Annotated in this window: 13 protein-coding genes; 5 read left to right on the top strand and 8 right to left on the bottom strand. The window is 61.8% G+C overall.

Going from position 1 to position 14,374, the window contains the following annotated elements; genetic code table 11:
• Nucleotides 1–235: 235 nt before the first annotated feature.
• Both DT23_RS10100 and DT23_RS10095 read right to left on the bottom strand, forming a co-directional pair.
• Entirely contained in the window at nucleotides 236–835 is a 600-nt protein-coding gene (locus DT23_RS10100) for a peptidylprolyl isomerase (RefSeq protein WP_038130919.1), read from the bottom strand.
• On the bottom strand, nucleotides 828–1,334 hold the full coding sequence (locus tag DT23_RS10095; RefSeq protein WP_038130918.1) for a peptidylprolyl isomerase: 507 nt from the start codon (nucleotides 1,332–1,334) through the stop codon (nucleotides 828–830). The genes DT23_RS10100 and DT23_RS10095 overlap by 8 nt, the downstream gene beginning before the upstream one ends.
• A 181-nt stretch (nucleotides 1,335–1,515) precedes the next feature.
• Here DT23_RS10095 and DT23_RS10090 point away from each other — a divergent pair, with 181 nt between their 5' ends.
• From DT23_RS10090 to DT23_RS10080, 3 genes are all read left to right on the top strand, one after another.
• Nucleotides 1,516–2,709 carry a phosphoglycerate kinase gene (locus DT23_RS10090; RefSeq protein WP_038130917.1) on the top strand — a complete coding sequence of 398 codons (1,194 nt, stop codon included), beginning with the start codon at nucleotides 1,516–1,518 and terminating at the stop codon, nucleotides 2,707–2,709.
• Between the two features lies 1 nt (nucleotide 2,710).
• Entirely contained in the window at nucleotides 2,711–3,511 is an 801-nt protein-coding gene (locus DT23_RS10085; RefSeq protein WP_038130915.1) for an SDR family NAD(P)-dependent oxidoreductase, read from the top strand.
• A 101-nt stretch (nucleotides 3,512–3,612) separates the two neighbouring features.
• On the top strand, nucleotides 3,613–4,506 hold the full coding sequence (locus tag DT23_RS10080) for a fructose bisphosphate aldolase (RefSeq protein WP_038130914.1): 894 nt from the start codon (nucleotides 3,613–3,615) through the stop codon (nucleotides 4,504–4,506).
• A gap of 78 nt (nucleotides 4,507–4,584) precedes the next feature.
• On the opposite strand, the gene DT23_RS10075 is transcribed toward DT23_RS10080, so the two are convergent.
• The 4 genes from DT23_RS10075 to DT23_RS10060 all read right to left on the bottom strand — a co-directional run bounded on the left by DT23_RS10075 (nucleotide 4,585) and on the right by DT23_RS10060 (nucleotide 8,788).
• Nucleotides 4,585–5,424 carry a crotonase/enoyl-CoA hydratase family protein gene (locus tag DT23_RS10075; protein WP_038131120.1) on the bottom strand — a complete coding sequence of 280 codons (840 nt, stop codon included), beginning with the start codon at nucleotides 5,422–5,424 and terminating at the stop codon, nucleotides 4,585–4,587.
• A gap of 169 nt (nucleotides 5,425–5,593) precedes the next feature.
• On the bottom strand, nucleotides 5,594–6,982 hold the full coding sequence (locus DT23_RS10070) for a TRAP transporter large permease (protein WP_038130912.1): 1,389 nt from the start codon (nucleotides 6,980–6,982) through the stop codon (nucleotides 5,594–5,596).
• Nucleotides 6,983–6,986: 4 nt separating this feature from the next.
• Complete coding sequence (locus tag DT23_RS10065) at nucleotides 6,987–7,667, bottom strand: TRAP transporter small permease (RefSeq protein ID WP_038130910.1); 681 nt, start codon at nucleotides 7,665–7,667, stop codon at nucleotides 6,987–6,989.
• Nucleotides 7,668–7,777: 110 nt separating this feature from the next.
• Nucleotides 7,778–8,788, bottom strand: coding sequence for a TRAP transporter substrate-binding protein (locus DT23_RS10060; RefSeq protein WP_038130909.1), 1,011 nt, complete (start codon nucleotides 8,786–8,788; stop codon nucleotides 7,778–7,780).
• A 445-nt stretch (nucleotides 8,789–9,233) separates the two neighbouring features.
• Here DT23_RS10060 and DT23_RS10055 point away from each other — a divergent pair, with 445 nt between their 5' ends.
• Nucleotides 9,234–9,893, top strand: coding sequence for a hypothetical protein (locus tag DT23_RS10055; protein WP_038130907.1), 660 nt, complete (start codon nucleotides 9,234–9,236; stop codon nucleotides 9,891–9,893).
• Nucleotides 9,894–9,980: 87 nt separating this feature from the next.
• Here DT23_RS10055 and DT23_RS10050 read toward each other — a convergent pair whose 3' ends face one another.
• Together DT23_RS10050 and DT23_RS10045 are read right to left on the bottom strand one after the other, a co-directional pair.
• Nucleotides 9,981–11,207 (bottom strand): sigma-54-dependent transcriptional regulator, encoded by a 1,227-nt coding sequence (locus DT23_RS10050; RefSeq protein ID WP_038130905.1) that lies wholly within the window; start codon nucleotides 11,205–11,207, stop codon nucleotides 9,981–9,983.
• Nucleotides 11,208–12,941 (bottom strand): ATP-binding protein, encoded by a 1,734-nt coding sequence (locus DT23_RS10045; protein WP_038130903.1) that lies wholly within the window; start codon nucleotides 12,939–12,941, stop codon nucleotides 11,208–11,210.
• Between the two features lie 219 nt (nucleotides 12,942–13,160).
• Between DT23_RS10045 and DT23_RS10040 the strand changes: the two genes are divergently transcribed.
• Nucleotides 13,161–14,342, top strand: coding sequence for a cytochrome P450 (locus tag DT23_RS10040; RefSeq protein WP_038131118.1), 1,182 nt, complete (start codon nucleotides 13,161–13,163; stop codon nucleotides 14,340–14,342).
• Nucleotides 14,343–14,374: the final 32 nt, after the last annotated feature.

Below are 14,374 nucleotides of genomic sequence, written 5' to 3'. Positions count from 1 at the left end.
TCACTCCTCATGACGAGCGGTATGGGAAAAGGATGACGATACTACCGCTGCCTGCATAGCCGCCCTGCGCGAGGCGAATGGCTGATCTGTCTCAGGCACGAGACAGGTGCAGGTGCAGAAACCCGCAAAATGGTCACAGACGCGTGATTTCGCCAATGCAGCAAGGGAAAAATGCAAAACGGGCGACCCTGATCGAGTCGCCCGCCTGAGAGATTCGCACGCTCTGAGTGCGGGATTATTTCTCGACCGTGGCCGAGTCGATATAGTCGGGATCTTCAACCAGACCGTTTTTGGCCGCATCGCCCTTTTTGATCTTATCGACCACATCCATGCCCGAGATCACATGCCCCACGACGGTATATTGACCGTCAAGATTGGGCGCGGGTGCGAACATGATGAAGAACTGCGAATTGGCGGAATTGGGGTCGGACGAGCGCGCCATGCCCACGATGCCACGCTGGAACGAGCGGTTGGAAAACTCGGCAGGCAAATCGGGCAGATCGGAACCGCCCATCCCCGCCATCGAGGTATCGCCACCCTTCTTGCCAAACTGCACATCGCCGGTTTGCGCCATAAAGCCGTCGATCACGCGGTGAAACACCACGCCATCATATTTGCCCTCTTTGGCCAGCGTTTCCAGCCGTTCGACCGCTTTGGGGGCGACATTGGGCAGCAGGTCGATCACAACCTTGCCCGTCGTCGAGCCGCCGATTTCCAGCACCAGTTTCGGGCCGCCGGTATCGGCCACGCCCGAGCTGTCGCTATCGGCAAAGGCCGCAGGCGCTGCAAACGCGAGCGCGGCAGCCAGAACGGTGCGACGGGTGAAATTACGCATCAGACGCCACCTTCACCGAGACCATGCGATCAGGGTTTTGCGGCGGCTCGCCGCGCGCGATCTTGTCGACATGCTCCATGCCGGAAATCACGCGGCCATAAACGGTGTATTGCCCGTTCAGAAAGTGATTGTCCGAGAAGTTGATGAAGAATTGCGAGTTGGCCGAGTTCGGATTGGCCGAACGAGCCGCGCCCAGCGTGCCGCGATCATGGGGCAATTTGGAGAACTCTGCGGGGACATCGGGATACTCCGACGCTCCGGTGCCCGCACGGCCCGGATTGTAGTCTTTTTCCATATTCGCATTGGCGACATCGCCCGTCTGCGCCATGAAACCGTCGATCACGCGGTGAAACGCCACGTTGTCATAAGCGCCATCACGCGCAAGCTGCTTCATGCGCTCGGCATGTTTGGGGGCCACATCAGAAAGCAGTTCGATCACAACGGGACCGTCCTTTAGCTCGATGATGATTGTGTTTTCGGGATCTTTGATCTCGGCCATGAAAAACCTCCTTTGGCAATTGGCGCGACCATAGGGGGGCAAGCGGGTCACTCGCAAGGGCAAAGCGGCGCAAATCGGCGACGGGACGTTGACCTTGCCACCCCATATCGGCAAGTTTACGCAAGCGCACAGACGCATGACAAACGCATCGCGATCCAGCGACGAATGGGAGAGATTTTTTATGGCTTGGAAAACCCTCGACGAGGTCGATCTTGCAGGCAAGGTCGTTTTGGTGCGTGTCGATATCAATGTGCCGGTCGAAAACGGTCAGGTCACCGATGCCACGCGGATCGAGAAAATCGTCCCCACGGTGCGCGACATTCTGGAAAAGGGCGGCAAGCCGGTGCTGCTGGCCCATTTCGGTCGCCCCAAAGGACAGGTCGTTCCCGAGCTAAGCTTGAAGCAACTGGTGCCCGCGCTGCAAACCGCGCTGGGTGTGCCTGTGAAATTCGCCGAGGATTGCATCGGCGGGCCTGCGAAACGCGCCGTGAGCGCGCTGGAACCCGGCGAAGTGCTGCTGCTGGAAAACACCCGCTTTCACGCGGGCGAGGAAACGAATGATCCGCAACTGGCGGCCTCGATGGGCGCGCTGGGCGAGGTTTACGTCAATGACGCGTTTTCTGCCGCCCATCGCGCGCATGCCTCGACCGAAGGCATCACCCATGTGCTGCCCTCTGTGGCAGGGCGCTTGATGGAGGCCGAGTTAAAGGCGCTCAACGCCGCGCTGGGCAATCCTGAACGCCCTGTGACTGCCGTGGTGGGCGGGGCGAAAGTCTCGACCAAGCTGGATCTGCTGGGCAATCTGGTCGCCAAGGTCAATCATCTGGTGATTGGTGGCGGCATGGCCAACACCTTCCTTGTGGCGCAAGGCATTGATGTGGGCAAATCGCTGGCCGAACATGACATGGCCGACACCGCCCGCGAGATCATGGACAAGGCCAAAACCGCTGGCTGCACGATCCACCTGCCCGTGGATGTTGTGGTGGCGCGCGAGTTCAAGGCGGGGGCAGAAAATGAAACCGTCGCCAATGACGCCTGCCCGCCGGATGCTATGATTCTGGATGCCGGGCCGGACTCGGTGGCCGAGATCATCAAAGTGTTTGAGGGCAGCAAAACCCTGATCTGGAACGGCCCGCTTGGCGCGTTCGAGATCGCGCCGTTTGATGCGGCCACCAATGCCGCCGCCGCCAAAGCCGCCGAGCTGACGCGCGAGGGCAAGTTGATTTCGGTCGCAGGCGGGGGCGATACGGTTGCCGCGCTGAATAAAGCCGATGCGGCCAAGGATTTCACCTATATCTCGACCGCAGGCGGAGCCTTCCTTGAATGGATGGAAGGCAAGGAACTGCCCGGCGTCGCCGCTTTGGAGCGTAGTTAACATGAGCGGCCCGCGCGGCTGGGCGCTGGTCACCGGAGCCTCTTCGGGCATCGGCCTTGAACTGGCGCGCTGCGCGGGGGCCGATGGCTATAACCTGATCCTCTCGGGGCGCAATATCGCCGCGCTTGAGGAACTGGCGCGCGAGATCGAAGGGGCATCGGGCGTGAGTGTGCGCCCCTGCCCCGCCGATCTGTCCCAACCCGGTGCGGCGCTGGATTTATGGACGCGCGCGCAAGCGCTGGCGGATGGCCCGATCCATGTGCTGGTGAACAATGCAGGGCTTGGCCGCCACGGGTTGTTTGCCACAGACCCGGCGGGCGATGCGCTTGAAGATGAGGTGATCGCGGTCAACATCACCGCCGCGACGCAGCTGATGCGTCTTGCTATCGCGGAAATGCGCGAGCGCGGCGCGGGGCGGATACTGAATGTCGCCTCGGCCGCTGCGTTTATGCCGGGGCCGAATATGGCTGTTTATCACGCCTCCAAAGCCTATCTTTTGTCGCTTAGCGAGGCCGTCTCGCATGAGGTGCGCCACACCGAGATCACGATCACCGCGCTGTGCCCCGGCGCCACGCGCACCGCATTTTTCGAGCGCGCCCAGACCGGCACAACATGGCTGATGAAGCTCGCCCCGATGCCCTCGGCGCAAAGCGTGGCGCGCACGGGTTGGCGGGGGTGCATGAAGGGGCGGCGCATTGTCGTGACTGGGCTGGACAACAAGATCTTCACCTTCATGCCCCGACTGGCCCCGCGCGCCCTTGTGACCGCGCTAACCGGCTGGTTTTTGCGCCGCACAAGCTAAAAAGCGCGCCCCTTCCCGACTGTTAGCGTCACCAGCGTTGCATTGCCTAAGCGTCAAGCCTATCCCTTCCTAGACCCATTTCTACGAGGAGGCACTGGCCCATGGCGAACGCTCAACAAACCGCGAAAATGCGCGAAGGCAACGGCTTTATCGCCGCTCTCGATCAATCGGGCGGCTCCACGCCCAAGGCGCTGGGGCTGTATGGCGTGACCGAAGACGCCTATAGCTCGGAAACCGAGATGTTCGATCTGATCCACCAGATGCGCACCCGCATCATCAAATCACCCGCCTTCTCGGGCGAGAAAGTCGTTGGCGCGATCCTGTTCGAACAGACGATGGATCGCAATGTCGATGGCACGCCGACCGCCACCTACCTGTGGGAAACGTGCAATGTCGTGCCCTTCCTCAAGATCGACAAGGGGCTAGAGGTCGAAGCCAATGGCGTGCAGTTGATGAAGCCGATCCCCGGCCTTGACGATCTGCTTAGCCGCGCCGTGAAAGCGGGGATTTTCGGCACCAAGGAACGCTCGGTCATTTCGGCGGCCAATGCCGACGGGATCAAGGCGATTGTCGATCAGCAATTCGAGCTGGGCGCGCAGGTGATCAAGCACGGGTTGATGCCGATCCTCGAGCCGGAAGTGACGATCTCGATCAGCGACAAGGCCGAGGCCGAAGACATGCTGCTGGCTGAAATCCTGCGCCACCTTGATGCGCTGCCCGAAGGCCAGCAGGTGATGCTCAAGCTGTCGCTGCCGAGCAAAGCCAACCTCTACAAGCCGCTGGTCGATCACCCCAAGGTGCTCAAAGTCGTCGCCCTGTCGGGTGGTTATCCGCGCGATGAGGCCAATGCGAAACTGGCGCAAAACACCGGCATGATTGCGTCCTTCTCGCGTGCGCTGACCGAAGGGCTCAGTGCGCAGCAATCGGACACCGAATTCGATGCGATGCTGGGCGATGCGATCACCTCGATCCACGCAGCTTCCGTCGCAGGCTAAAGCGTATTCAAGCGTCTGGGCCAAGCCTTTTGGCCCAGACGTCGCCTAGCGATCCTAAGCAATTGCCTAGGGCGCTTATTAACCCGCGTCGTCCAGCAAATCCGCAAACAGCGCGGTTTGCTTGGTCATCTTCGCTTGTAGCGCCTTCATCAAATCCTCGGGGCGCAGCATCCCGCCATTCCACGTCGCGATCTGATCCAAGCCATCGGCCACGCCATGATCGCGCGCATAGGTCAGCGCGTTTTTGGTGCCCGCAATGGCGAGCGGCGATTTCGCCGCGATCTCACGTGCCATCGCAAGGGCGGATTCGATTGTGGCCTCGCGATCAGGGTGGATCGCGTTCACGAGGCCCCAACCCTTAGCCTCATCCGCGCTGAAGCGCCGCCCCGTATAGGCCAACTCACGCACGATGCCGGGCGCAATCAGCTTGGGCAGGCGCTGCAATGTGCCGACATCTGCGGTCATACCGATGTGGATTTCTTCGATCCCAAAGGCGGTCTCGGTGCTGGCGACGCGGATATCGCACGCCGTGATAAGGTCAATCCCGCCGCCCAGACAGACGCCATGCACGGCGGCGATAACTGGCACGCGCATCTCTTCAAGGCTGCTCAGCGAGGCTTGGAATTTGCGCACCAGATCGCGCAGCGCATAGGCTCCGCGCCCCGGTTCGGACTGCATCAAGCCGGTGATGCCGTTAAACACCGCCAGATCCATCCCCGAGGTGAAATGACGCCCGCGTCCCGATAGCACGACGCAGCGCACCGCCGGATCGGCATCCAAAGCGGCGGCAATACGCGGTAGATCCGCCCAGAAATCGGGCGTCATGCTGTTGGCCTTGTCGGGGTTATTCATCTCAAGATGGGCGACGCCATCCTCGATGGAGAGCGCGAAATAGGTCGAAGAAATGCTGTCGGTCATGGCTGCCTCATGCGGGTTAAGGGCGCGTTGCATCCTTGCTAGCATTGCCTGCCGGGACTCGGAAACGGGTTTGCGCGGTGCGCGGGTAAAACGTCACGGCACTTTGCGTGGCACGACCAAAGGATTGGGCGCTGACAAGCCGGGGAGAACGCCCCCGGCCCGTTTCGCACTATTTCACAATCGTTTCCGGCCCCATCGCCATATTGGGCAAGAAGGTTGAGATAAATGGCACATAGGTGATCAGGATGAGGAAGACGAACAGCACCGCAAGGAACGGCGCCGAGGCCTTGACCACCCGCATGATCGGCATCCCCGCCACGCCCGATGTGACAAACAGGTTGAGGCCAACCGGGGGCGTGATCATCCCGATCTCCATATTGACCACCATGATGATGCCCAGATGGATCGGATCGACGCCCAGTTGGATCGCTATCGGGAATACCAGCGGCGCGACGATCAGGATCAGACCCGAAGGTTCCATGAACTGTCCGCCGATCAGCAAGATGACGTTCACGATCACGAGGAACATGATCTTGCCCAAGCCTGCGCCAATCAAGGCTTCGGTGATCTTTTGCGGGATCTGCTCATCCGTCAGAACATGTTTCAAGATCAGCGCGTTGGCGATGATGAACATCAAGGTGATGGTCAGCTTACCCGCCTCAAATAGCGTGTCGCGCGTGCCTTTGTGCCAGATCACCTCGATCAGCGCCTGCGGGCGTTTGAACAGGCTGATCTTGGTGTCGCCCTGATCGAGCGGCCCCATGTCGCGATAGATGAAATTCGCCACGATCCAGGCGTAAACGGCGGCGACGGCGGCGGCCTCGGTCGGGGTAAAGATACCGCCGGTGATGCCGGGGATGCCATAGAGGCCGACCATAATGATCGCGATCAACATCAGCCCCCAGAAGGCATCGCGAAAGCTCGCCCAGACCTCGCCCCAGCCCTGCCACTCGCCCTTGGGCAGCTTGCGCCGGATCGCGATGAACAGGATCGTCGCCATCAGCATGAAGCCCGCCAGAAGGCCAGGGATGACGCCTGCAAGGAACATCCGACCGACCGACACATCGGTCGCCGAGGCATAGACCACCATCACGATCGAGGGCGGGATCAGGATGCCCAGCGTGCCTGCGTTACAGATCACGCCAGCGGCGAAGTCCTTGGAATAACCCACCTGACGCATTGCCGCGATCACGATAGAGCCGATGGCCACCACAGTCGCGGGCGACGACCCTGACAGCGCGGCGAACAGCATGCACGCAAACACGCCCGCAATCGCAAGCCCGCCCGGCAGATGCCCGACCACGGCGATCGCAAAGCGGATGATGCGCTTGGCCACGCCGCCGGTAGACATGAAAGACGAGGCGAGAATGAAGAACGGGATCGCCAGCAGCGTCGCGTGATTGTCCATCGCATCAAAGAGCGCCTGCGCCACCGAGGCGAGCGAGGCATCCGAAAAGATCAGCAAAAACAGCGTAGAGGCCAGACCCAGCGAAACCGCAATCGGCACGCCCACCAGCATAAAGCCGATCACCATCAAGAACAGGAATAGGATATCCATACGCTCAGTCGTCCTTGTTCATATGGGCTACATCGGCGATCTGGTCCTCGGCCTCGTGGCTGACGATCAGGGCCGTGCGGGTGCCGCGCACAATGCCGATCCCCGCTTGGATAAAGCGAAACAGCAGCAGCGCGACGCCAAAGGGCAGGATGAAATAAGGCAGGAACCGGGGCAGCTTGTCATAGGTCTCGCCTTGATTGACCCAGCCCTCAAGGAAGGACAGAAACTGCGGGAACGGCACCTGATCGGTCATATAAAACGCGCGATCCCGGGTTGGGATAAAGCCGGTCGGAAACCAGCGTCCGCCGGTTTGTTCCAGCCCGGCAAAGGGCGCCCAGTAATCCCAAGCGCCTTTCATCAGCAACACCGCATACAAGATGCACAGCGCCGCCGCCAGCAGCGCCACCGCCTTGCGCGGGCGCCGCGGCAGCATGTTGATCACCGCATCTACGCCCAGATGTGCCGTGACCTTGACCGCATACGACATGCCCAGCAACACCAGCCAGGCAAACAAGATCAGCGTGACCTCCAACCCCCAGATCAGCGAGGAGTTGAACACGTAACGCAGCACCACATTGACGAAGGTGATCAGCGTCATCATCCCAAGGATCAACGCAATCGCGCCCTCCTCGATATGGTGGATCACATAGGCCAAGCGAGAGCGCGGCTCATAGCGCTGGGTCATAGGACTCTCCGGCTGTCATGAAACAAAGGGGGTCAGGCGCGCGCATTCGTGTGGGGCCGCGCGCGCCTGAGTATCCGGGCAGGCTGTGGGGGCCGCCCGGAATTCTGCGATCAATGCTTGGCGTTGATCGCTTGAGCCGCGTCGATGTTTTCCTGACCGACATCATCGGTAAACTGCGCCCAGACGGGTTTCATCACATCAACCCATTGTTGGCGCTGCTCGGGAGTCAATTCGCGGATTACGCTGCCCGCGTCAAGGATTGCTTGACGATTGTCGTCATTTACCTTGCCCACGGCGGCGTTACGCTCTTGCGTCACCTCATCGAGGATCGATTTCAGCTGATCGCGCATAGCAGGATCAAGGCTGTCCCACCAATCGACCGAGGTCACGACCATATAATCCAGCAACCCGTGATTGGTCTCGGTGATGCCGTCCTGCACCTCGTAGAATTTCTGCCCGTATATGTTGGACCAGGTGTTTTCCTGCCCGTCTACAACGCCGGTTTGCAGCGCGCCATAGACTTCCGAGAACGCCATCGGCTGGGGCGAAGCGCCAAGCGCTTTCATCTGCGCAATCAGCACATCAGAGGGCTGCACGCGGAATTTCAGCCCCTTGGCATCGCCAGGCACCAGCAACGGCTTGTTGGCCGAGAATTGCTTGAGCCCGTTATGCCAGAAATCAAGACCCAAAAGCCCCCGACGCACCATCGCCTCTTTCATGTTCTGCCCGGTTTCTGAGTTCTGGAACTCGTCAACGGCAGCCATGTTCTTGAACATGAAGGGCAGATCGAAGATGCGGTATTTCTTGGTGAAGGTTTCGAATTTCGACAGGCTGGGCGCGGCCATTTGCACATCGCCCTGCAACATCGCCTCTAGCACCTGATCGTCATTATAGAGCGTCGAGTTCGGGTAAACCTCGACACAGGCCTTGCCGTCCATTTCTGCGTTCACCCGCTTGGCAAACAGCGCCGCCGCGATACCCTTGGGGTGTTTGTCGGTGTTGGTGACATGGCTGAACTTGATGACCATTTCGCCCGGATCGCATTTCATCGGATCAGCCGAAACGACCGAGGCCGAAGCCAGCAAAGCGAGCGCCGAAACGGCGGCGGTGAATGTCTTCATGATGTCCTCCCAGACGGTATTTATCGCGCACCAATCCTCTTTGGCGCTTGCGCCACAGCAAAGGGCCACATGCAGGCGCGATCAACAGTTTCGTGAAGGCAATGTGACGCAGAGTGAATTTGATGTAAAATCATGGGCTTGAGCGACAAACGCAAACGCCCGTCGCCAAATCCTGTGCGAAATCCCGCACAGCTCCGCACCTTGATGCGGCGAATCCCCGCCAAGCCCCAAGCGCCACCCTGCCCCAAATTTGCCCAGCCCACGCCGAACCGGTGCCTTTAAGGGCGGTGAGCATGGCAGTGTTTGGATAAGGGGATTTGAGAATTGAGTGGGATGAATATCAACCTTCAGACTCCCGCTATTTACGCGGGCGGTGGGGCGGCAAGGTCATGCTCTGCTGACTATCGCCAATTTGGGTCGAAATTTTGAGAAAGAGGGACAAGGGATGACGCAAGAGGTCTGGGTCAGTTCGGTGATGACTGAGGGTGGGATCGGCAACAAGCAAGGGATCCGTGAGAAATACTACGGTGAGGACTGGGCGCCGCCGACGTTCATTCTTGGCGTCCCTCCGGAACATGTGATTGCCGCGACGGACCGCCATTACCGCGGTCACGCCCTGACGCGCGAAGAGTTCACTGAGGCAATGTATGTCTTTGATGAAAAACGCTGGGCGCGGCAGAAGGACCTGTTCATGGCTGGCGGTTTCTATGCCGTGCGGGGCAAGCTGGCCGAAGTGCTCAAGCAGTTCGATCTGGGCGCGGGCGGGCTGATCGAATTCCCGATCTATCAGGCCGACAAGGTCACCCCCCTGCCGGGCCCGTTCTATCTGCTGAATTTCGGCTGCATCAAGGACAGCGTGGTGATCGAGCAGTGCCAGAAGCTGCACCACGTGTTCGAAAAGAAAATTTTCGGCTACGACCAATGGAGCGTTTCCAACCTCGAGGATGGCGAGATCGCCGTCACCGCCGCGGCGCTTGAGGGGCCGGATCTGTGGTTCGAGTCCAAGCTCCGCAAAAAGATCTTAATGAGCGGGCGGCTGCATGACGCGATTGTGGCGGAAAAGATCAAGGTAAACTTCAAGTTCGCGCGGGCGCGGATTGAATAAGGCCCCCACATCGCTTTGCGCTTCAGATCACCGCAGCCCCGCAAAACGGTCGCGCCGATGCTCATTTTCAATGTGGCACGCCTCCCCCTACCCCCGATAATCCTCCGCCCGCAGCCCGTGGCGCGCGAGTTTGTCGTAAAACGTCTTGCGCGGGAGTTTGAGGGCGGTGGCGGCCTCGGTGGCGTTGCCGCCTGCTTGCGCGAGCGCCTCGGCCAGCAGCGATTTCTCGACGCCTGCCATGCGCTCGGCCAGCCCGAGGTTATGCGCCGCCTCGCCCGCGCCAAGCCCCATCGCAAAGCGCATTGCCTCCGACATCAGCGCGCGCGAATTGCCCGGCCAGTCGCGCGCCATCAACGCAGCACTCAGATCGGGCGGGATCTCGGGGATCGCCAGATTGGCCTGCTCGCAGGCGGTCGCGACATAATGGCGAAACAGGTCGGGAATGTCTTCGGGGCGCTCGGATAGCGAGGGCACGCGCAGGCGCAGCGCCTCAAGGCGCCAGTAGAGATCGGGGTTGAAGCGGCCCGCGCGCGCCAGTCCGGCCAGATCGCGATAGGTGCCCGCGATGAGGCGCGTGGCGGGGCGCGTTTCAAGTAGCTCGATCAGGGCAAACTGGGCGGGTTGGGGCAGATCGGCCACCTCGTCAAGATAAAGCGTGCCGCCCTCGGCCTGCGCGAAACTGGCGGCGAGATCCTCGGGCGACAGCCCGGCGGCGGCACGTTTGACAAAGGGGCGGCGGGCATGGCTGGAGAGCAGGTGGATCACCTCGGCGACCTTGGAATTGCCCGCGCCGGGCGCGCCGGTTATCAGCACCTCCGCCCCCGAGCGCGCGGCCCGGCGGGCATTCTCGCGCAGCGCCTCGCCCACGGCCGAACGCCCCACCAGAATGCGCGCCGCCGCATCGCCACGCTGGCCTTCGCGCTTGAACAAGCGGATCTGCATGACCCGCGCGCGTTGCTCCAGCGCTCTCTCAACTACGGCCAATAACTCTTTGCCAGAGCAAGGTTTTTCGAGAAAATCATAGGCCCCGAGCGCCATCGCCCGCACCGCCATCGGCACATCGCCTTCACCCGTGAGCAAGATCACCGGCAGATCGGCATCCGCCTTTTGCACCAGCTCCAGCAGCGCGAAACCATCCTTGCCCTGCATGCGAATATCGCTGATCACGACGCCCTCAAACGCCGGGCCGATATGATCCTTGGCCTCGATATAGGAGCTGGCCAGCGTGGGTCGCAGCCCCGCCAGTTCCAGCGTCTGCCCCAGCGCCTCGCGCACCGCACGATCATCATCGACAAACAACACCCGCCGGATCATCTAGCTGCCCTCCCGTTGCGGTGCTTCGCGCAGATCAACGGCGAACACCGCCCCGCCTGTTGGTGCGTTCTCGCCGCGCAGGTTGCCGCCAAAGCCCTGCACCAGACCGTAGGAAATCGACAGGCCAAGGCCAAGCCCTTCGGCGCTGCCGACCTCTTTTGTGGAGTAGAACGGGTCGAAAATGCGCGACGGGTCGGCGATGCCGGGGCCGGTATCAGCGACCGTCAGTCGAATGCCGTCATCCGCGCGCGTGATCGCGATGCTCAACTGACGGGTCGGCGCGTTCTCCATCGCATCAAGCGCGTTGGAGATCAGGTTAAGCACGACTTGCGACAGCCGCACCTCGCCACCCATCACGATGGCGGGGAAATCGGGGCGCTGCCAGGTGACGCTTACCGCAGACTGTTTGATGCGGGCATCCAGCATCTCCAGCGCGCTTTCCACAACCGCCGCCAGCCCGACCCGCGTCGCAGGCTCGCTTTCCTGGCGGGCGAATGCGCGCAGGTTGCGGATGATGCGCCCCATGCGATGCGCCATCGCGCCGATCCGCCCCAAGGTCTCGCCCGCCTCTTGCACGCGCCCGCGCTCCAGCAGCAATTCGGCATTCTCGGCATACGAGCTGATCGCCATCAGCGGCTGGTTCAACTCGTGGCTGATGCCCGCCGACATTTGCCCCAGCGCCGAGAGCTTGCCCGCCTGCACCAGTTCATTTTGCGTGCGTTGCAACTCCTCATTCGCCGCACTCAGTTCTGCGGTGCGCGCCGCTACGCGGACCTCAAGTGCGGCATTGGACAGCGCCAATGCGCGCCGCCGCTCCCACAGGGCCAGCAGCACCGCCCCCAGCGCCAGAAACCCCGCCGCCGTGGACAGCGCCACCAGCCGCGCCGAGCGCAGCACCGGACCCGCCAACGCCAGAGCATGGCCCGTCATGTCGATCACCGGCAGCGCGCGCGTCACCTCAAGCCCCGGCCCCGTCAGCGAGCCCTGCCCGAACAGCAATTCACGCCCCGCGAAAGGGCGCGCAACCATCGGCGCGCGCGGCGCAACTGCGCCTGCGGGATAGATCAGCGGATCGGGGCGCGTTGTCCCGTGCGCGGTCAGCACCAGGTCGATGCGGTTGGTGAGAAAGCTGACGCCATCGGCATCGCTGAACCAGACCGGCACCGGATTGCCCCGCCCCTCGGCCTCGACATCGCTGGCACGCAGGCGCAGCCGCACGGTTGCAATTACCCCGCCTTGAGGGGCAAAGACCGGGGCTGCAAAGGTAAACAGGCGCTGCCCGGTCTCGGGGTCCACGAAATGATCAAATCCGGTCGCGCCTTGCGCCGCGCGGGTCAGCGCGCGCGAGATCTCTACGCCTTCAGGCGCCTCATCTGGCCCCGCCAGCACCGCCCCGTCGGGCGCGATCAGCCAGATGTCGCGCGCGCCCGCGTGATCGGCGAGGCGCTGCAAGGTCAGGCTGACGGCCTTGTTGCGCCACGCACCGCCGGCGCGCCCCTCTTGGGTGAAATTCTGCGCAAGCGCCACCACATCGGGGTGATCGGCCGCCAGCACCGCGACCTCGCGAAATTGCAACATCGCGGCCACCAGACGATCCGAGGCGAGACGCAGATCGGATGCGCCTTGGGCCTCGATCCGCGCCAGACCTTCGCGCGCCGAAACGCGCCAGACCACGAAAGACGCCGCCAAGGTCAGCGCCAGCCAAAGCAGCAGCAGGGTGACGCGCAGCCGCATCTAGAGCGGCAATGTGAAAAGGGTAATCGACGCAGGCACATGATCCGCGCCAGATCGCCCGTTCCGGTCGGCGCGATCCTTGGGCGTGATTTGGATGATGTGAACCATGATGACCTCCGCTGCGCTTATTGGTGGCGCTATAGGCGTCAAAGTGCAAGCGGCACGCTTGAAAGAGGCGCGCGTCTCGGGCCAATAGGGTGCCAAGCAACCGGAGCTGATATGCAAAGCCTGACCCAATCGCCGCTGGATGCGGAGTTCGTGCAAAACCCCTATCCGTTTTATGATCGCGTGCGCGCGGCCGGGCCGTTTGCGTATTGGTCCGATTACAAAATGGCGGTGAGTGCGCGGGCGTCCGTCGTGGCAGCGGCGTTGCGCGATCGTCGTTTGGGGCGTGAAACCCCGGCGGAACGCGCCCTGCCTACGCCGCCCCATCTTGAGCCGTTTTACGCGCTTGAACGCCACTCGATGCTGGAACTTGAGGCCCCGCGCCACACCCGCTTGCGCCGATTGGTGGTGCGCGCCTTCACCTCGGGGCGGATCGCAGCCCTTGCGCCCGATATCACCGCGCTGTGCCATCGCCTGATTGACGACATGCCCGCAGGTGGCGGCGACCTGCTGGAGCATTTCGCCAAGCCCCTGCCGGTGATCGTGATCGCGCGGCTGCTGGGCGTGCCTGAAACCGATGCGCCCGATCTGTTGGCGTGGTCCAATGCGATGGTGCAGATGTATCAGGCGCGCCGTGATGACGCGCTTGAGGCCGAGGCCGCACAGGCTGCGCAGGCGTTTACCGACTATCTGAGTGCGCTGATCGAAACGCGGCGCAAGGCGCCCGGCAATGACCTGCTGTCCGATCTGATCGCGGTGCAAGAGGACGGCGCGCATCTGAGCCGGGACGAGCTGATCGCGACCGTAGTGTTGCTGCTCAATGCCGGGCATGAGGCGACCGTGCATTCCATCGGCAATGGCGTGAAAACGCTGCTGGAACAGGGCGTTGCGCCCGAGTGGCTGGATACAGACCATATTGATGGCACGCTGGAAGAGATCCTGCGCTATGACCCTCCGCTACATCTGTTCACCCGCTGGGCCTATGAGGATATCGAGCTTCAGGGCGAGACGATCCGCGCGGGCAGTCAGATCGGGCTGTTGCTGGCGGGGGCCAATCGCGACCCTGACACCTGGGATAGCCCCGGCGTGTTCAATTCGCCTCGACCAGTGAAAACCAATTTCTCCTTTGGCGCGGGGGCGCATTTCTGCATCGGCGCACCGCTTGCACGTCTTGAGATGCGCATCGCGCTGCCGCTGCTGTTTGAACGCCTGCCCGCGATGACCTTGGCGAACAGGCCCGTTTATGGCGATGTTTATCACTTCCACGGGCTGGAGGCGCTGGATCTGCGCTATTGAACGGATTTCCACCCGGCAAGCGCGCATGCGAA

It is taken from the genome of Thioclava indica (assembly GCF_000714545.1).
Classification (GTDB): domain Bacteria; phylum Pseudomonadota; class Alphaproteobacteria; order Rhodobacterales; family Rhodobacteraceae; genus Thioclava; species Thioclava indica.
The sequence above is the reverse complement of the archived record's forward strand: the minus strand, read 5'-3'. Positions and strand labels throughout refer to the sequence as shown.